This window comes from Archangium sp. Cb G35, from assembly GCF_001896145.1.
In the GTDB taxonomy this organism is placed as follows: Bacteria; Myxococcota; Myxococcia; order Myxococcales; family Myxococcaceae; genus Archangium; species Archangium violaceum.
The window spans coordinates 244510-262665 of sequence record NZ_MPOI01000020.1; the positions used below are offsets into that span (position 1 = coordinate 244510).

The 18156-nt window shown below is 70.7% G+C and carries 9 protein-coding genes; 2 read left to right on the forward strand and 7 right to left on the reverse strand.

Annotated features, from left to right (window positions below):
* Position 1 precedes the first annotated feature (1 nt).
* From BO221_RS46870 to BO221_RS46895, 6 genes are all read right to left on the reverse strand, one after another.
* The gene (locus BO221_RS46870) at positions 2-2794 is read right to left on the reverse strand and encodes a serine/threonine-protein kinase (protein WP_083682530.1); all 2793 of its coding nucleotides are present in this window, start codon (positions 2792-2794) and stop codon (positions 2-4) included.
* Between the two features lie 105 nt (positions 2795-2899).
* Complete coding sequence (locus tag BO221_RS46875; protein WP_369866174.1) at positions 2900-6781, reverse strand: serine/threonine-protein kinase PknK; 3882 nt, start codon at positions 6779-6781, stop codon at positions 2900-2902.
* 86 nt (positions 6782-6867) lie between these two features.
* Entirely contained in the window at positions 6868-7884 is a 1017-nt protein-coding gene (locus BO221_RS46880) for a stage II sporulation protein M (protein WP_073567437.1), read from the reverse strand.
* 37 nt (positions 7885-7921) lie between these two features.
* Positions 7922-10300: a FecR domain-containing protein gene (locus BO221_RS57525; protein WP_143196089.1), complete on the reverse strand. Its 2379-nt coding sequence runs from the start codon at positions 10298-10300 to the stop codon at positions 7922-7924.
* Positions 10278-11576: a serine/threonine-protein kinase gene (locus BO221_RS46890; protein ID WP_073567439.1), complete on the reverse strand. Its 1299-nt coding sequence runs from the start codon at positions 11574-11576 to the stop codon at positions 10278-10280. Before BO221_RS46890 ends, BO221_RS57525 begins: the two co-directional genes overlap by 23 nt.
* The gene (locus tag BO221_RS46895; RefSeq protein WP_083682532.1) at positions 11576-13438 is read right to left on the reverse strand and encodes an adenylate/guanylate cyclase domain-containing protein; all 1863 of its coding nucleotides are present in this window, start codon (positions 13436-13438) and stop codon (positions 11576-11578) included. Before BO221_RS46895 ends, BO221_RS46890 begins: the two co-directional genes overlap by 1 nt.
* Before the next feature lie 208 nt (positions 13439-13646).
* On the opposite strand from BO221_RS46895, the gene BO221_RS46900 reads away from it, so the two are divergent.
* Positions 13647-14348 (forward strand): expansin EXLX1 family cellulose-binding protein, encoded by a 702-nt coding sequence (locus BO221_RS46900; RefSeq protein WP_073567441.1) that lies wholly within the window; start codon positions 13647-13649, stop codon positions 14346-14348.
* A 21-nt stretch (positions 14349-14369) separates the two neighbouring features.
* The gene (locus BO221_RS46905; RefSeq protein ID WP_073567442.1) at positions 14370-16937 is read left to right on the forward strand and encodes a hypothetical protein; all 2568 of its coding nucleotides are present in this window, start codon (positions 14370-14372) and stop codon (positions 16935-16937) included.
* Between the two features lie 12 nt (positions 16938-16949).
* On the opposite strand, the gene BO221_RS46910 is transcribed toward BO221_RS46905, so the two are convergent.
* Positions 16950-18104 (reverse strand): hypothetical protein, encoded by a 1155-nt coding sequence (locus BO221_RS46910; protein WP_073567443.1) that lies wholly within the window; start codon positions 18102-18104, stop codon positions 16950-16952.
* Positions 18105-18156 lie beyond the last annotated feature (52 nt).

Here is an 18156-nt window from a genome sequence, read left to right on the forward strand (position 1 = left end):
CTCAGATAGAGGGGGCCTCGCCGCCGTAACCACAGGCCAGGGCGCCGTGCTGGCACCGCAGCAACCCCGGCAGGTCATGCCGCTCCAGGAAGCGCTTGGCGGCCTGGAGATAGAAAGGAAGGGCTCGCGCCGGCTGCTGCCCGAGGTGGAAGTGCGTGGCGAGCTCCAGCGGATCCGGCTCCCCTCCCATCCGCTCCAGCCACTCGCCCGCCAGGCGATGACCCGTGGGCCGGACCGTGTCCGACACCAGGCCGTAGGCCGCGTCCCGCACCAGGGCATGACGGAAACGGTACTCGCCCCCTCCTGGGAAACGGCCTCCCGGCTGCGGCGCGATGAGCTCCTGTTCCACGAGTTGCCGCAGGTGGCGATCCAGGGTCTCGCCCACCGTGGACTCCAGCAGGGCTTCCACTCCACCCCGCCAGAACGTGCGGCCGAAGACGCTGGCCGCCAGCAGCACCTGCCGGGCCGCGGGCTCCATCCGCATCAAGCGCACCTGCAACACCGCCAGCACCGTCTCCGGCGCCCAGTCTCCGCGCTCCTCGGGCACCAGGCGGATGAGCTCCTCCAGGAAGAACGCGTTGCCGTCGGACAGCTCCACCACCCTGCGCACCGCCGCCTCGGGCACCTGCGGCCCCAGCACCTCGCGCACCAGCCGCGTCCCCGCCTTGCGGCTCAGCCCATTGAGCGGCAGTTCCTGCAGGCGGCGCGCCCACAACCCGGGAAAGAGATCCTTCACTTCCGGCCGCGCCAGCGCCAGCACCATCAGGGGCTGCTCGGCCAGGGCCCGGAGCACCTCCTCCACCAGCTTCACGGTGAGCGCGTCACTCCAGTGCAGGTCCTCCAGCACCAGCAACACCGGCCGGCGGGCACACTCCGCTCGCAGTAAGGTCACCAGGGCCTGGCTCACCTGGGTACTCATCCCCAATGGATCACTCCGGGCCGCGAGCAGCCGGGGGCTCTCGTCTCCGGAGAAGGGCACGGCGCACAGCTCTCCCAGGAAAGGCGCCACCTCCCGGGCCGCCTCCACCGGCAGGTGCAGGGCCACCCGCTGGGACAACCGCGCGCGGCGCGTCTCCAGGGGCTCTCCCTCCACGATTCCGCACACCTGCCGCAACACCTGGCCCATCAGGCCGTACGAGGCGCCCGCGCTCACCGGGTCTCCCCGCCCCAACAACACCAGCGGCTGCTGCTCCCGCCGCTCCAGCCGGCGCAGGAACTCGTGGCGCAGCCGCGACTTGCCCACTCCGGCCGGCGCCGTCACCAGCATGGCCCGCGCCGCGGGCTCCTCGATGCAGGTGTTGAAGGAGAACTCCAGCAGGGCCAACTCCTGCTCCCGGCCCACACACGGCGTGGGCTTGCCCAGCAGCGGCCGCGAGGCGTCGACGCCCAGCTGCTCTCCCTGCAGCAGGAAGGCGCCCAAATCCATGCGCGAGAGTTGGAAGCCCGGCCCGAGCAGCCCCGCCGTGACATCGTCCAGCACGACGCACGAGGAGTCGGGGAGGCGCTCCAACTGGCGCAGCAACCGCCCCGCCCGATCCATGGCCTCGCCCACCGGCAGCCGCTCGTTGAACATGCCCAGGCCCGTGGTCAGCACCACGGCTGCCTCGGGCCAGCGCTCCTTGAAGGTGAGGGCACACCGCGCCGCCAACGCCGCCTGGTCCGTCGCCGTGCCACGCTCGGGCACCAGCGTGGCCACCAGCGAGCCATCCGCCAGCAGCTCCACTCGGACGCCATGCGCCGAGAGCTCCGCGCGCAACGCATCCCGCACCTCGAGCCCCCGCATGGGCGACGCGAGCGTGTCTTCCATGCCCCGCGCCGGCAGGGACATCAGCAGAACGCTGGCGAGTTGCTGCTCGGCGCCCTCCAGGCTCGCGGGACGCGGATCCGACTCGGAGCGGGGCAACAGCAGCTCGGGGACGGCTTCCAGCTCCGCGAGCGCCTTGAGCAACCCATCGGCATCCGCCAGCCGCCGCTTCGGGTCCTTCACCAGCATCCGGTCCACCAGCCCCTGCAGGCTGATGGGCAGGCTGGGGCGCAGCTTGTGCAGGCGCGCCGGCTCGGCGAAGAGGATCTTGGCCAGCACGGCGGCGAAGTGCGGCGCCTCGAAGGGAGGCCGGCCCGTGAGGCATTCGTACAGCACGCACCCGAGCGAGAAGACGTCGGCGGCGGGCGGAATCTCCAGCTCGCTGGAGGCCTGCTCCGGCGCCATGTAGCCCGGCGTGCCCACCACCGCACCGGTGCCCGTCACGCCCATCATCGTGGCGGCGGCCTGCCGGGCCAGTCCGAAGTCCAGCAGCACCACGTCGTCGGGCCGGCCGCCTCTCAGGAAGAGGTTGGAGGGCTTGAGATCACGGTGGACGATGCCCTGCCGGTGGGCCACGGCCAGCGCCTCGGAGGCCCGGCGCAGCAGCGACAAGGCCTCGGACAGGCGCAGGGGCTCGCGCAGCAGCCTACGCGCCAGGTCCTCTCCCTCGAGCCACTCCATGGCCAGGAAGTGCTGGCCTCCGTCGACGGTGCCATGCGCCACGTAGGACACGACGCCCGGGTGGTTCAGCATGGACAGCAGCACGGCCTCGCGGTTGAAGCGCAGCGTGGTTTCCTGCGACGGGGAGGCATGCAGCAGCTTGAGGGCCACGGTCCGGCCGGTGGTGCGGTCCGTGGCACGGTAGACGAGGCCCATGCCCCCGCGTCCCGCCAGGTCGTCGATGACGAATCGCCCGGCGATGAGCTGGCCCTGCGGCGCGATGTTGGGGGGTGGTCTCGGTGGAGATGGAGCCGTCTTGTCGCTATCCATGCGGGACAGGGGAGAACCTATCACATCCCCACCCCACCATCCGCCCTGAGCCTTCACCGGGTGTACGGCCACCTGGCACCAGGCTCCGCTGCCGGTCCTACAGTCCTACACCGAGGCTTCGCCCCAGCGCTGGCGAGCCAGCTCCAGGGTCCGGGCATTCTCGGGTACCTGCCGCAGGAATCGCTCGCGGGCCCGCGGCTCGGGGATGTCCTGGGAGCGAACGCGCACACAGCGCAACGCCTCACGTAGGGCGGCGTCCCCCTCCCCGGCCGCCCCCTCCGCGAAACAGGCTCTCGCCCATGCCAGGCGGATGGACACCGCGTAGATGCCCATGCTCCGCGTCTCCTCCAGCTCCCGCACACCGAGCGCCGCCACCTCGCGGGCCTCCGCCGTCTTCCCCTGGGCGAAGAGGATGTTGCTGAGGCACCCGCGCGCGTAGACCACGTCCGCCTGGAAGGGGGCCAACAACTCACAGGCCTTGCGTGCATGCGCCTCGGCCTCCAGCCACCCGCCACGCTCCCCCATCACCTTCGCCAGCACGGAGTGCGCGATGCCCCGCCTGTAGGAATAGGACTCCTCGAGGTCCACCCAGTCGCGCACCAGCTCATACGCCTCCTGCTGGTGCTCCGGCTCGGGGCTGTTGGCCAGCACCTGCGCCAGGTAGTGCTGGGCCGCTCCCACCGCGAGGTGTGCCTCCAAACGCCTGCCCGAGGTCAGCACCTCCCGCATCCGCTCCACGGCCCGGGGCACCTCTCCCAGCGCGGCCAGCGCCAACCCCTGGAAGGTCTGCACGATGAGCGCGTCCCGCTCCGCGCCGAGCTCACGGAAATACCGCGTCCCCTGCTCGGCCTGCGTCAAGGCATGCCACGGCCTGGGCTCGAAGAGGTGATGGAAGAAACCGTCGATGTACTGCGTCCACCCGCGTGAGGGCCCGTTCGCGACCATGGGCCCCATCTGCCCGAGCCAGTCCTCCAACTCCCAACGCGAGCCGGAGAACACGAAGGACAGGCCCATGCAGCTGACGGCCCAATGGTAGGCACCCACGGCCTCGGGCGCCGGGGAGGTGGCGCGCAGCAACTGCTTCAGCCGGGTGAGCTGCTCCTGGCGCATACCGCTGTAGATGCCCCCGAGGATCTGTGCACCCATCAGCCAGCACCACAGCCGGCTGCCCACCTCCAGTTCCTCCAGGACGGCACCGCCGAGCGCCAGGGACTTCGGCATGTCATCCATCCAGAAGGCCACCACGGCCTGGAGCGCGCGCAGCCGGACGAACTTCGCGCCGTCCCCACCGCAAGCCAGCGCCGCCTCCACGCACCGCATCGTCCCCGGCATGTCGTAATGCTCGAAGAGCTGCTCCGCGGCCCGGGTGTAGAAATGGACGGCACGCTCCGGCTGCTCGCCGAGCTGGTGGTGCGTGGCGAGCACCAGGGGATCCGGCTCGCCCATCTGCTCCAACCAGGCGCCGGCCAGGCGGTGTCCCACCGGACGATGGCTGTCGGGCACCAGACCGTAGGCCGCGTCCCGCACGAGCGCATGACGGAAGCGGTACTCGGCCTCGGAGGAGAAACGGCTGTCCGGCTGCCGCTCGACGACCTCCTGCTCCACGAGCAACCCCAGGAGCTGCTCCAGCGCCTCGTTCGCGAACTGCCGGCCCAACAGCTCCGCCACGCCTCCCGTCCAGAAGGTCCGGCCGAAGACGCTGGCCACCAGCAACACCTGGCGCGCCCCCGGCTCCATCCGCTGCAGACGCGCCTGGAGCACCGCCAGCACCGTTTCCGGAGCACCCTCCCCTCGTCCCTCGGACACTCCGCGGATGAGCTCCTCCAGGAAGAGCGCGTTGCCGTCGGCCATCTCCACGGCCCGCTGGACGACGGAATCGGGAACCTGCGGCCCCAACACCTCGCGCACCAGCCGCGCTCCCGCCTTGCGGCTCAGCCCGTGCAGCGGCAGTTCCTGCAACCTCCGGGACCACAAGCCCGGGAAGAGCGTCTTCACCTCGGGCCGCGCCAGCGCCAGCACCATGAAGGGGTGCTCGTCCAACTCCCGCAGCGCCTCGTCCACCAGCGCCACGGTGAGCGCGTCGCTCCAGTGCAGATCCTCCAGCACCAGCAACACCGGCTGATGGGCACACTCGGCCTTCAGGAAGGCCACCAGCGCCCGGCCCATCTGCGCGCTCATCAACCGAGGGTCGCTCCGGGCCGCGTTCAGCCGCGCATTGCCCTCCGCGGGGAATGGGAGGGCGCACAGCTCGCCCAGGAATTCCACCGTCTCCCGGGCGCCTGTTTCCGGCAGGTGCCGGGCGACGCGTTGAGACAGCCGATCCCGGTGCTCCTCCTGGGGGCCGCCCTCCCCGATGCCACACCACCGCCGCAGCGCCTGGCCCAACAGGCCATACGAGGCACCCGTCCGCATGGGGTCTCCCCGCCCCAACAGCACCAGCGGTGGCTGCTCCTTGCGCTCCATCCGGCGCAGGAACTCATGGCGCAGCCGCGACTTGCCCACGCCCGCGGGCGCCGTCACCAGCAGGGCCCTCGCGACCGGCTCCTCGACACATGAGGAGAAGCTGAGGTCGAGCATGGCCAGCTCCTGCTCGCGGCCCACACACGGCGTGGGCCTGCCCAGCAGAGGGCGGGACTCGTCCGCGCTGAGCTGCTCGCCCTGCAGCAGGAAGGAGCTCGAATCGAGGCGGGAAAGCTGGAAGCTCGCGCCGAGCAGCCCCGCCGTCACCTCGTCCATCACCACCTGCGCGGAGGACGGCAGGAGGCTCACCTGGCGCAACAGCCGCCCCGCCCTGTCCATGACCTCGCCCACCGGCAACCGCTCGTTGACGACACCCAGACCCGTGGTCAGCACCACGGCGGCCTCGGGCCAGCGCTCCTTGAAGGTGAGGGCACAGCGCGCCGCCAGCGCCGCCTGGTCCGTGGCGGTACCGCGCTCGGGCATCAGCGTGGCCACCAGCGAGCCATCCGCCAGCAATTCCACCTGGGCGCCATGGGGAGAGACCTCCGCGCGCAGGGCGTCGCGCAGGGCGAGCCCCTGCTCCCAATCCGCCGTCTCCTCCTCCAGGACCCTGGCGCGAGGGGACACCAGCAGGACGCTGACGAGCTTCTGCTCGGCCCCCGCCATGGTGAGGGGCCCCGGGTCCGTCCCGGCCTGGGGCAGCAACAACTCGGGCACCGACTCCAGCGCGGAGAGCGACTCCAACAGCGCATCCGCATCCGGCAGCCGCCGCTTGGGGTCCTTGGCCAGCATGCGGTCCACCAGCACCTGCAGGCCCACGGGCAGGCCGGGACGTGCCTTCTGCAGGGCGAGCGGCTCGGCGAAGAGAATCTTGGCCAGCACGGCGGCGAAGTGCGGCGCAGCGAAGGGCGGCGTGCCCGTGAGGCACTCGTAGAGCACGCACCCCAGCGAGAAGATGTCCGCGGCGGGCGGAATCTCCGGTTTGCTGGAGGCCTGCTCCGGAGCCATGTACCCCGGGGTCCCCACCACCGTGCCCGTCCCCGTCACCCCCGCCAGCGTGGGCGCCGCATGGCGCGCCAGCCCGAAGTCCAGCACCACCACGTCCTCGGGCCGGCCCCCACGCAGGAAGAGGTTGGAGGGCTTGAGGTCCCGGTGGACGATGCCCTGCCGGTGGGCCACGGCCAGTCCCTCGGCGGCACGGCGCAGCAGCGACACCACCTCGGGGAGAGACAACGGCTCGCGCAGGAGGCGGCGCGTCAGATCCTCTCCCTGGAGCCACTCCATGGCCAGGTAGGGCTGGCCGTTGTCGAGGGTGCCATGCGCCACGTACGAGACGATGGCGGGGTGGTGCAAACCCTCGAGAAGCACGGCCTCGCGGTTGAAGCGCATGGCCGCCTGCTGGGACGAGAGGGCGTGTAGCAACTTGAGCGCCACGGGCCGGCCGGTGGACGAATCGAGGGCCCGGTAGACGGTGCCCATCCCGCCGCGTCCGGCCTCGTCCTCGAGGGTGAAGCGGCCAGCGATCACCGTCCCCTTCTGTGCGAGCCCAAGGAACGGGGCAGGTACGCTCGGAGCTGTCTTGTCGTGTTCCATGAAGTCCGCCCAGCCACCGCCTAACGCGCGCCACTCCCGTCCGGGCCCGCGGAATCCGCCCGGGCCCCGCGCATCCAGTCCGAGCACAGGTAGGCATAGACGCCCAGGCCCACCGTCAGGGCGAAGGACACCTTGAAGAGCACCGACAGCTTCGGCGGGTGGATCTGCGAGATGGTGCCCTCGATGAAGCCCGCGAGCACGAAGAGCACGAGCGTGCCGAACAGCAGTTTCACCGCGCGTACGGCCTCCTGGCGCAGGGCCATGCCCCGGGGAAGACCTCGCGGCGCCACCTGCCCCCGGGCGATGACGAAGCCCGCCGCCCCCGCGATGCAGATGGCGGTGATCTCCGGAATGCCGTGCGGGAGGATCCACGCCCAGAACCAGCCGGCCATCCCCTTGGCCGTGTACACCTGCGCGAGCGCCCCCAGCATCAGGCCGTTGAAGAAGAGCATCAACGCCGTGCCCACCCCCACGGTGATGCCAAGGGCGAAGGCGAGGAACGCCACCTCGATGTTGTGCGTGAAGAGGAAGGTGGTGAAGGCGGCCTGCTGCTGCACGGACATGCCGTCGCCCGAGGCCTCGCCGGCGGCGCGCTCGACGGGGTCCAGGTTCAGGTGCTCCGCGGGAACGAGGTAGGAGGCCGCGTCCGGATCCGCGAGCATGCCGAGGTAGCCGAAGCCCAGGCCCGCCAGGAAGAGGAGCACCGAGGCCAGGTACATGCGCCACTCCTGGCGCAGCAGCGCGGGGAAGCCGCGGGCGACGAAGGCCCAGACGTCCGAGAGCCTCGGCCGCTGGCCTGGATAGGTGAGGGCGTAGGCGCGGCCCACCAGATCATTGAGGTACTCACTCACGTCGGCCGAGCCGCCGCGGGCGCGCACCCACAGCAGATCGCTGGAGACGGCGCGGTAGAGCTTGCCCAGCGAGCGGGCCTCCTCCAGTTGCAGGGCGCGCAGACTCTGCTCCTCGGCCTTGTCGAGCAGGGCCTCCAACTGCTGCCAGCGCGGCCGCCTCGCCTCGATGAACTCGGGCATCTCCATGCGAGAAGACTCTAAGCCATCGGCGGGCGGTCCGTGACTATTGAGGCAGGAGCGCGCCGAGGCCGGACCAGCCCAGTGTCAACTGTCCACTCCATCCGCCCCAGACGCGCGCGCCATCCGGACCGAAACCCCGGCGCACCGAGGTGCCCAGCTCGAAGCCTCCGAGCTTCAAGCGGGCCCCCACTCCGGCCGCGAGGCCCAGGGGACCGGGCACCTGGGGCGTGGCGCCCACCAGCGCATCGAGCCCGGCCCCGAGCGACAGCATGGGCAGGGGAAGGAACCAGACCTGATAGGCACTGTCCCAGGTGGCCTCGGCTCCGCCCGGCCGGAGGGCATAGGCCTGGCTGGTGGAGAAGGCCCAGCGATCCCGGCGCAACCCCGCGAGCAGGATCGGACGCAGCCGCAGCCCCCGCGCCTCCTCGTCGAAGCGGGAGCCCGCGAAGGTGCCATCGAAGGCCAGCAGCACCCGGAAGTCCGGATGGTCCGTCAGCCGCACCCGCGCCGACAGCGAGGCGGACAGCGCCGTCTCGGGCACCTCGCCCGTCGCACCGCCCCTCATCAGCACGCCGGGGCGCATCGCCAGCACCGTGCCCAGGGCCACCCGCTCGGACACGCGGCCCTCCACGGCGAGCGTGGTGCGTCCGCGGGCCATGTCCAGGCCCGCCGATTCCAGTCCAGGCTGCGTGCGCACCTCGAAAAGCCACGCCTGCGGCAGGAAGGCCGTGGGCAAGGGGGCCGCCTCCACCAGGCCTCCCGAGGGAGCACCCAGCAACGGCATCAGGGCCACCTCCGCTCCAGCGTCCTGCACGGGAGGCGCGGGCTCCGCGGCCACGGACACGGGCACGGGCGCCTGCTCCATGGGCGCCAGCGCGTTGACCTGCTGGACGGGCGTGCCGCCCCAGAGGGCCTCCACCGAGGCCACGCGCTCCCCATTCCGCATTCCCGGCATCGCACGCGTCAGCAGCGAGCCATCTGCCTGACGCTGGAGCGGCTCCTCCACCTGGGTGCCATGCAACCCGCGCAGCTTCAGCGCGGAGAGGGGGCCCTCCAGCGGATTGCCCCGCTCGTCGAGCACCAGGACCTTCACCCGGAACGCACCCGCCACGGGCTCCACGTCCACGTCCACGCGAGGCGGCACCACCGTGAGCGTCAGCTTCTCCGGGCGGGCGTCGGGAACGCCGCGCGGCAGCAGTTCCAGCGTGTGCGTGCCCACGCTCTCCACCCGTACCGGGTGCGTCGTGGGGGCCCCGTCGAGACGGAAGTCCAGCGACTCGGCGCCCTCCACCGTGAAGTCCAGCCGCTGCGCGCCCCGGATGCCCTGGGGCCCCACGGTGCCCCGCTCCGTCTTCACGCGCATCACCTCCACCTGCCGCACGGCGGACGCCCTGCCCACCAGGCCCGCCGCGTCCACGGCGCGCACCCTCGCGAAGTACCGGCCAGGCAGCAGCGCCCGGGCCACGGACCTCAGCGACTCCTGCCCCGCCGGCACCGTCTCCCCGTGCACCCGGTCGTTGAAACGCTCATCGCGCGCGAGCTCCACCCGGTAGGACGCCGCCTCCTTCACGGGCGCCCACGCCAGCTCCTCGTCCACCCCCTTGTCGTCCAGCAGCAACCGCACCGAGCGCACCCCACCCGCCCACGCTGGCGCCTCGGGCAGCAGGCGAGGCTTCTCGGGCACCTTCCCCTTCTCCACCCGCGTGCCGTGGTCCTTGGGCACCTGGACGTTCTGCCCCTGCGCGCTCACCTGGGCCTGGCCGTCGAAGACGGAGACGCGGCTCATCTGCTGGCCGTCCACGCCCACCAGCAGGTCCTTCGAGCGCGCGGCCACCGTGGCCGCCGGCATCTGCACGCCCACGGACTCGCCGCGCAGCTCCGCCAGCGAGACACTCAGTTCGCCCCGCAGCAGCTCCACCGCGCCGGACTTCTTCACCTTGTCCGTGGCCTGGGTGGACTGGCCGTAGATGACGACGAGCGCGTTCTCGTTCATCTGCAGCCGCGTCAGGTCCCGGAAGGTGACCTCGGCGCCGGCCTCGCGCAGCGTGTTGACGGAGTCGAGCCGCCACAGCCCCTGACCGGTGTTCGCCTGGAACCACTCCACCTTGCCCGCGCGCTTGGAGTTGACCTCGGGCCGGATGAAGGTGAGGCGCGCGTCGGGGTCTCCCTTGATGCGCAGCACCGTGCCCGGCACGAGCTGATGCGGGGGTGCCCCCATCTTGTTGAGCGCGTGCAGCTTCGCGGAGCCGGTGGTCGCGTCACCGAACACCTTGCGCGCCACGCTGCCGCACGTGTCTCCGGGCTGAACCACGTACACGTCGTCATCGACGGGCTTCGGGGCCTCGGCCCACGAGACAGCCGGCAGGCACAGCACCAGGACGAGCGCCGTGGCGAATCCTCTAACGCTTGAGCTTCTGGGCACGCGACACCTTCCGGGTCAGATCGATCGGATCGAGCGGCAGGGGGACGAAGTCGAACAGTCCTCCCTCGAGCGCGCCCGTCACCAGGTCCCAGTCATCCGCGGGACCACACAACAGGACAGGAGGAGAACCCGGGCGCGCGGCCAGGGTCCTTGCCCAGGCGAGCGACTCGCGCCCGTCCGCGACGACGAGCAGCGCGCCGAACCGCTCCCAGGGCTCGCTCTCCGAGGCCACCCACGCCTGGAAGCCACATGCCTTGAGCGACATCACCAGCGTGTTGCCAGCGGGCTCCTGGTGCCTGGGTACCAGCACGGCCACGGGCGCCCCACCGGGTACGGGCTTCGGCACGGGCACCTCGTGCCGCACCTGCCCGAGCCCCCGCTCCGTCTTCTTTCCCTCGCCCCGCTTCTTCGGCGGCGGGGGTGGCCCCAGGGGCCCGGCGAGCACGGCCAGCAACTCCTGACGCATGGTGGCCGCGTCTGGCGGGCGCGCGCCGGGAAGCTTCTCCATGGCCCTGCGCACCAGGGACTCCAGACGCTCGGGAACGGACAGGTCCGGCCGCACCTCGTGGAACGAAGGCACCGGCTTGTAGAGGTGCGCGACGACGATCTCCGCCGAGGGCATCACCGGAAAGGGAGGAAACCCGGTGAGCAGCTCGTAGAGCACGCACCCCAGGGAGTACAGGTCGCTGCGCCCATCCGTGGGCTGCCCGCGCATCTGCTCCGGGGACATGAAGCCCGGCGTGCCCACGGACATGCCCTCCTGGGTGAGGCGCGCGTGCAGCTCGCCGCCGAGCGCGGCCAGGCCGAAGTCGAGCACCTTCACGCGCTCGCCTGCAGGAGAGGACTCCAGGAAGAGGTTGGCGGGCTTGAGGTCGCGGTGGACGATGCCCTGCGCGTGCGCGGCCTCCAGCACCTCCAGCACCTGCACGGCGATGTCCACCGCGCGAGGCACTGGCAACGCGCCCTCGCGCATGATGAGCGAGTCCACCGTCTCGCCGGACACCAGTTCCATGGCGAGGAAGAGGAAACCCGAGCCGAGCCCGTAGTCGTACACCTCGACCGAGCCCGGGTGGCGCAGCCGGGCGAGCACCTGGGCCTCGCGCTGGAAACGCTCGGTGAAGCCGGGGGCGCTGGCGATGTGCGGGTGCATCACCTTGAGGGCCACATGGCGGCCCAGGCCGAGCTGCTCCGCCTCGTAGACCACGCCCATGCCGCCCTTGCCGAGCGAGCGCAGGACGCGGAAGCGCTCGGCGACGAGGGTGCCCGGCTCGAGCATCAGAGTGGCACCTCGAAGATGCGGGTGGCCGCGGTACGGCCGTGCAACTGGCGCTCTCCGGCGGGCACCAGCTCCACACCACTGTCACCGATGCGCTCGCGCGTGGCCTCGCTGACGAGGATCTGCCCGGGCTGGGCCATGGACTCGATGCGCGCGGCCACGTTCACGGTGTCACCGATAACGGTGTACTCCATGCGCTTCTCGCTGCCGACGTTGCCCGCCACCGCGGGGCCGGTGTGGATGCCGATGGCAAGCTGGATCTCGATGCCCCAGCGCGCGCGCCAGCGGCGGTTGCCCACGTCGAGCCAGCGCCGCAGATCCTCGGCCGCCTGCACCGCGCGCAGAGCGTCGTCCGGATGGGACTGGGGCGAGCCCCATACCGCCATGACGCAGTCGCCGATGAACTTGTCGATGATGCCCCCGCGCCGCTGGATGATTTCGGTGGCGAAGGTGAACAGCTCATTGAGCAACGCGACGATGGTTTCCGGCGGCTGGGACTCGGACAATTTGGTGAAGCCCACCACGTCGGCGAAGAGGATGGTGACCTCGCGGCGTTCACCGCCGAGCCGCAGTTGGTCCGGGTTGGACACGACCAGGTCCACCACATCGGGAGACAGGTAGCGGCTGAGGGCCGCACGCACCTGCGTCTGGGTGACGACCTCGCGCTCCTTGGCCTCCAGTGTGAGGGCCATGCTGTCGAAGGCGCGGCCCAGGGCGCCAAGTTCGTCGCCGCGCCGGGTGACGCGCTCTCCCACGCCACGAAAGGTGCGCTCGGCGAGGGCCCGCGTCGCGGCCATGAGATCGCGAATGGGCCAGGTGAGCAGCCGGGCTCCGAGCAGGCCGGCCACCAGGGCCACCAGCGCGGACAGGACGAGCACCTTGAGGATGGTCCTGCGCATCGTCGACAGCGACGCGTACACCACGGACTGGGGCTGATACACGGCCACCGCCCAGCCCCGCTCGGAGAGCACCTCCAGCGAGCCGAGCATCTCCACACCGTCCAGTTGGAAGTCCGAGATGGCGACCATGTCGGTACGGAAGGAAGAGTCGCCGCTGAGCGCTGAGAAAAGACCGTGCCGGGACAGGTCCTCTCGAGCGGCAACTCGGGCGGGGTCCGCGTGGAGCACGAGCCGTCGCTCACGGTCCACGACGAAGACATTCTCGCGCGAGCCAAGGAACTGCTCGCCGAAATTGCCTATCACCTTGCACAGCTCACGGAGCTTCACCTGGGTGCCAAGCACGGCGCGCATGGAGCCACCGTCACGGACAATGGGGAAGAAGACATCGAGCAGCGGCTCCCCCTGTGCGTTCGCGTGCACTCCCTGGACGACGAGTTGGCCGTTGGAGGCACGAAGGGCATCGAGGAGCGCGGGCTCCAGCCGCGAGGGCACCCGCGGATCCGGCACTTCCTCGGCCTTCACGGTGGTGATGCTCTGGCCGCTCGGGGCGTAGAGCGTGACGAAGTCGATGTCGCGCAGCACTGCCACCCGGGAGCCGGCGAGGGCGTAGCGCTTGGCGTCATCGCTCGGCCCGGGCCGGAAGAGGATGTTGGAGACGTCCTCGAGATCCTGCTCGACACGAGCCAACTCGCCCCGGACGGTCCTCTGCACGCTCCAGACGATGGAGCGGTGCTGGTGGCGAACGGTCTCCGTGAGGGCGACCTCGTTGGCGTTCATCATCTCCAAGCCCAGCCACATCAGCGGAGGCAGCGTGCAGACCAGGATGAGGAGGAACAGACGCGCGAAGAGCGGGAGTCCTCTCGGGACGGCCGGGGTGCCCTTCTCACCAGCGGGAGGAGCGGGCTGCTCCGTGCCGCGCTCCGCGCTGCGAGTCTCCACTACGGGGACAGGATTCGCTGCCATCGCGTATCTGAGGGGCTCGGCGTTCCGAGAGAAATCGGGGGAGGAAATCCCGGCTTATCACCCTCTGGAGGCAGGGGGCGAGTCCCGAACCGCCACGGACCCCCGCCCGGCCCCTCTCCGGGGGGACGCTCCTGGAGCGAGCAGCCGGGCACGGCCATCTGGACGCGCTACACTCCCGGCCCCCTTCCTGATGAGAGGAGATCCCATCATGCGCATCGAGAAGCTCGCCCCCGCCCGCTGGTTCGCGACGATCCTGCTCCCGCTGCTGGCGGCCTGTGGCCCCACCGATCCTGGCGGGGCCCTGCGCGCGCTGGGCGAGTTCCAGAACGGCCTCATCACCTTCTACGACGCGACGGGCGCGGGGAATTGCAGCTTCGATCCCAGCCCGGGGAACCTGGACGTGGCGGCGATGAACATCGGCCAGTACGAGAACAGCGCGGTGTGCGGCTCGTGCGTGGAGATCGAGGGCCCCAAGGGCAACCTGCGCGTGCGCATCGTGGACTCGTGCCCCGACTGCCCGACCAAGGGCCACCTGGACCTCAGCCGCTCGGCCTTCGAGAAGATCGCCGATCCCATCGCGGGCCGGGTGAACGTGCGCTGGCGCATGGTGACGTGCGACGTGCAGGGCCCCGTCCGCTATCACATCAAGGACGGCAGCTCGCAGTGGTGGACCGCCATCCAGGTGCGCAACCACCGCATGCCCGTGACGAAGCTCGAGTATTGGAAGAACGGCGCCTGGGTGAACGTCAAGCGCGAGGACTACAACTACTTCGTCGAGCCCGCCGGCATGGGCAGCGGCTCCATCAAGGTGCGAGTGACGGCCTCGGACGGGCAGACGATGGAGGACACGCTGCCCGGCGCGAACTCCAACGCGACCTACGACGGCGCGGCCCAGTTCAAGGCGGGCTGAAGAAATGAAATAGTCGGGGCCATGAGTCTGTCGGCACAGGGGGCCGTGGTCTCTCCCATCGCGCAACGCCGTCTCGAGCTGGCGAGCCAGTTCCACGGGCGTGTCTCCGAGCTGTTGCGCCTGGACCCGGGCCGGCTGCGCTTCTCGCTGGGAGTCTCGCTGGCGGAACCGCGGGTGCCCTTCCACATCACGCCCGAGGCCGCCACGCTCTTCTCACAGGGCGCGCGACAGCTCGCGGTGATGCTGCTGTCGAGGCACCGGGATCTGGTCTCCACCGGGGACTTCGATCGCTTCCTGCTGGTGGAGGAGTACTCCACCCTGCCCAAGCTACCGCCGACACTGTCACCGGGCGCGGGCGGTCCGGACACACGAGCCGCCGCGGACCTGGCCACGCTCACGCACCCGCTGCTCACCGGCGGCGTGATGGCGGCCTGGCTGGGCCCGGGAGGCTGGGGACGCTCGTTGGTGGCGCTGGTCATCGAGCTGATGCGGCGGGCCTTCACGGAGATGAAGGAATCGCGCGGGCGCGAGGAGACCCCCGCACTGGTCGCGCTGATGCTGTCCTCACTGCTGCCGGGCATGGAGGGCGCGCTGCGCACACTGGACCTGCCAGCCTCGATACAGCGCCAGCTACTGACGGCCACGGCCACGGGCCTGTACCTCGCCCTGCGGCTGGGTGTGGAGCGGGCGGTGCGCGAGGGCCAGCCCTCCCCGGAGCTCGCCGCGCGCATCGAGTCGGCGCTGGGGCCCATGGCGGTGCTGGGAGGCACGCGGCTGCTGCTGACGGGCGGCTCCACGCTCTACGGCTGCGAGCTGCTGGCCGGAGTCCCCGACGCGGAGAAGCTGGTGGCCCAGTACCCCGGCGGCCTGCCGGTGGACACGGTGCGCGCCACGCTCGAACAGGTCATCTCGAAAGACGACGCGATGGCGCGCAGGGCCGAGCTGGCGGTGGGCATGAGCGCCCTGCGCGAATCGCTGGTGCGCGCGGTGCGCCTGGGCGAGGGCGGCGGTTTCCAGGGGGCCCTGACGGAGTACCTGCGGGCGCTCGCCACACGCCCGGCCGAGCTGACGGCCCTGCTCGCCGAGGACAAGGAACGCAAACACCTGACGAAGGAACTGCGTACCTACGCCGAGACGCTGAAGGGCCCGTCGGCCGAAGCGCTGAACGATCTGGCCACCCGGCTCAAGGAGTACTCGCCCAAGGAGCCCGCGGCGGCCGCCGGGCTGGCACGCGCCAAGGCCCACGCCTGCTATGCGAGGGCGGCCACGGCATTCGTCTGCGATGTGTGGCTGGAGCGCTCCCTGTTCCCGCTGCGGCGCATGATGGAGGCACGTACCGGCGAGGAGGTGGAAGGCGGGCTGGAGGCGGAGTATCAGGCCGGGCGGCTCTACCTGCTGTCCACGAAGCAGGGCCCCCTGCTGCGCTCGGCGGTGAGCGCCCCGGTGGCGCACCTGTTCGTGGACGTGAAGGACTTCACCCGGCGCACGCAGCTGCTCGGCGGCGCCGCGATGGCGGACTTCCTGCGGCGGGAGTTCTACCTGCCCATCCTCGCGGACGCGAAGGCGCTCTACGGCGGCATGTCCCAGCTATCCGACCGGGGGGGCGTCTCGGTCAACAACCTGCTGGGAGACGCACTCTCGCTGAGCGGGACGGTGGACCGGTTGGTGACGCTCGCGGTGGGAATCCGCCGCCACCTGGTGTCCTACGAGAGGCGGCTGGCCCAGACCATCTCCCGCGAGCAGGTGGAGGCGGGGCTGAAGACCATCGAGGAGGAATACGAGCGCAAGCTGCAAGCGGCCCGGCCAGGGGTGCGCGCCATCATCCAGCGGGAGAAGGAGGCGGCACTGGCGCGAGGCCGGGGCGAGGGACTGGAGGCGGGCGTGTTCGTCTCGTACGGCCCCGCGCCGCTGGTCATCACCCTGGAGGACGACGTGTTCGGCCTCTCCAAGGTGGCCATCGCGGATCGCATCAACGAGAGCGCCCGGGGCACGGCGCGCTCGGGAGCGGCGAGAGCGAAGGCGGACGCGATGCTCGCGCAGGAGCGGCAGCGGCGGGGCAATCCCTCGTTGGCACATCCGTGGCTGGTGTTCGTGGGCGCGCCGCTGTCCGTGCAGGTGCCCTACTCCGCCGAGGCCGAGGCCCGCGCGGCGCTGAAGGCGGGTGACCTGGAGGGGGCGAGGCAGGCGCTGGAGCAGTCGCTCCGGGACGCGCTGGAGGACGCCGCGAAGCAGGGAGAGGACGCGCCAGGAGACATCTACAACGCGGGCGTCGCGGTCTCCGAGGAGACGCTGCTGGCCTACCAGGAGACGTTGGGGGATCAGCGGTTCTTCCGCCAGCTCGAGGTGGAGCCGCGGACGCTGCATCCGGAACTCCACCAGCGCTACTTCTTCCCGCCCGGGCCCATGAGGCTGACGGTGGGCTTCCACCCGGCCGGCGAGCTGGCGGAGGTGTTCCGCTTCGCCGGCCGGGTGATGTTCAAGGGACTCGAGCGCAAGGGCGGGATGGAAGTCTGGGAGCTCGTGGACGAGCACGGCGTGGGCCGGCTCTTCGCGCGGCACCACGCCTCGGAGTGGCTCCGGGCCCGCTGACGCGAGGCCCGATTACAACCGCTGAAGGGAGAAGCGCGAGCTGACCTTCATTCCGCCCATGCCGCCCGAGGACTGGTCGATGACCTGGGTGCCCTCGATGCGGACGAGCCGGCCGGCCGCCACGTCGAAGCCGCTGTTCACGTCCAGGTCCACCTTCATGCCCATGGCCCCGCCCGCGTCGTTGCCCGAGCCGCTGCCCATGCCGGGCATGCCGCCGCCCATGTTCATGCCGCCCATGCCGGGCATGCCGCCGCCCATGTTCATGCCACCCATGGCCTGAGCGGAGCCGCCCTCCTCCGCGTCACCGGACTCCTGCCCGGCCGCGCTCTCACCGGCCGCCTCGGCGGGGACCTCGGCCTTCTGGGCCACGGTGGTGCGCATCTGGGCCATGTTGTTCTCGATCTCCGCGAGTGTGAGCGCCATGGCGCCCATGGGGGTGGCCACCTCGTAGCGGCCGCCCGGCGCCAAGTCGCCATCGGGGAGCACCATCATGTCGAAGATCTGCTTGGGGAGGACATCCACGGAGGGATCCTCCTCCTTGATCTTCACGGCCTTGAGCGCGGGAGGCGGCGCCTTCTTCTCCGTCATGGCGAGGGACACGGTGCCGCTCTTCGGGTCCACCGCGGCCACCACGTCGACGCGCGTGTCGCCCGCGGTCATCGAGGCGCTGGCGCCCTTGGGCCCGGCCTTCAGGTTGTGCACGCCCACCACGGTGCGGCCTTCCTGGATATAGACCGTCACCATCTTGAAGAACTTCGCGTTGCCCTTGCGATCCACCTCGGCCTTCACCTTCTTCGCGGCGGGGGGAATGGTGTCGATGGTGGTGACGCGCTTGTCGGCGCCGACCAGGTCCATCTTCTCCAGGGTGAGCTCCACCTCGGCGGTGCCGTCCTTGCGCACCGAGAGCACCTTCTGGCTGAAGACGGACTGGACCTTCATGCGGACGTTCATGCCGCCCTTGCCCATCTCCATCCCGGGCATCTGCATGCCCATACCGGGCATCCCGCCCATGCCGCCGGGCATCTTCATCTCGATGGTCGAGTCATCCTCATACTGGAAGCGGTGCACATCGCCCTTCTTCCACTTGTAATTGAGCTCCACGGCGGAAGCGGAGCCAGAAGCGAACAGCACGAGCGCGGCAGCGAGACTGCGGGAACCAAAACGCATGGGGAATTCCCCTCCAGGGGATGCGGGCGGGCCAGGAACCCACCTCGTGTCG

Excerpts from the sequence above, each read along its gene's own strand:
- BO221_RS46870 (WP_083682530.1), bottom strand. The coding sequence starts at position 2,794 with ATGGATAGCGACAAGACGGCTCCATCTCCACCGAGACCACCCCCCAAC.
- BO221_RS46880 (WP_073567437.1), bottom strand. The coding sequence starts at position 7,884 with ATGGAGATGCCCGAGTTCATCGAGGCGAGGCGGCCGCGCTGGCAGCAG.
- BO221_RS46890 (WP_073567439.1), bottom strand. The coding sequence starts at position 11,576 with ATGCTCGAGCCGGGCACCCTCGTCGCCGAGCGCTTCCGCGTCCTGCGC.
- BO221_RS46895 (WP_083682532.1), bottom strand. The coding sequence starts at position 13,438 with ATGGCAGCGAATCCTGTCCCCGTAGTGGAGACTCGCAGCGCGGAGCGC.
- BO221_RS46900 (WP_073567441.1), top strand. The coding sequence starts at position 13,647 with ATGCGCATCGAGAAGCTCGCCCCCGCCCGCTGGTTCGCGACGATCCTG.
- BO221_RS46905 (WP_073567442.1), top strand. The coding sequence starts at position 14,370 with ATGAGTCTGTCGGCACAGGGGGCCGTGGTCTCTCCCATCGCGCAACGC.
- BO221_RS46910 (WP_073567443.1), bottom strand. The coding sequence starts at position 18,104 with ATGCGTTTTGGTTCCCGCAGTCTCGCTGCCGCGCTCGTGCTGTTCGCT.